Here is a 590-nt window from a genome sequence, read left to right as displayed (position 1 = left end):
GGCAACAATGCCGAGACCTCGACCAAGGCAATGGTCTTCATCGTCGAGGATGACATTTCCATGCGTCGCTCGCTTACGAACCTTTTTCGATCGGTAGGATTGGAGGTCGTTGCATTCGGATCGGCCCGCGAAATGCTGCAGAGCACAATTCCGGACGTTGTTAGCTGTCTCGTTCTTGATGTCCGGCTGCCAGGCTTGAGCGGCCTTGACTACCAGACCGAGCTGGCGAGGTTAAACATTCATATTCCAGTCATTTTCATTACCGGCCATGGCGACATCCCCATGACGGTGAGGGCCATGAAGGAAGGAGCGGTCGATTTTCTCAGCAAACCGTTTCGCGATCAGGAACTGCTTGATGCCGTGGTTGCGGCGACCGAACGCGATCGCAAAAGACGGGAGGCTCAGCAGACCGTCGCGAACTTGCGGTCTTTATTTCAGACCTTGAGCCCGCGCGAGCAGGCGGTGATGAAACTGGTCTCTGCTGGGCTGATGAACAAGCAGGTAGCCGCCGAGCTTGGACTCGCCGAGATTACGGTCAAGATCTACCGGGGACACGTCATGAAAAAGATGCGTGCACGGTCGCTGGCCGA

Annotated in this window: 1 protein-coding gene; it reads left to right on the top strand. The window is 56.1% G+C overall.

Annotated features, from left to right (window positions below; all coding sequences use genetic code 11):
* Positions 1-590: response regulator transcription factor (locus XI03_RS01550; RefSeq protein ID WP_442869678.1), on the top strand; the 590-nt coding region annotated here is incomplete at both ends.

The sequence above is a fragment of the Bradyrhizobium sp. CCBAU 65884 genome, assembly GCF_028128835.1.
GTDB classification, from domain to species: domain Bacteria; phylum Pseudomonadota; class Alphaproteobacteria; order Rhizobiales; family Xanthobacteraceae; genus Bradyrhizobium; species Bradyrhizobium ottawaense.
This window is presented reverse-complemented; position numbering and strand designations above follow the sequence as displayed.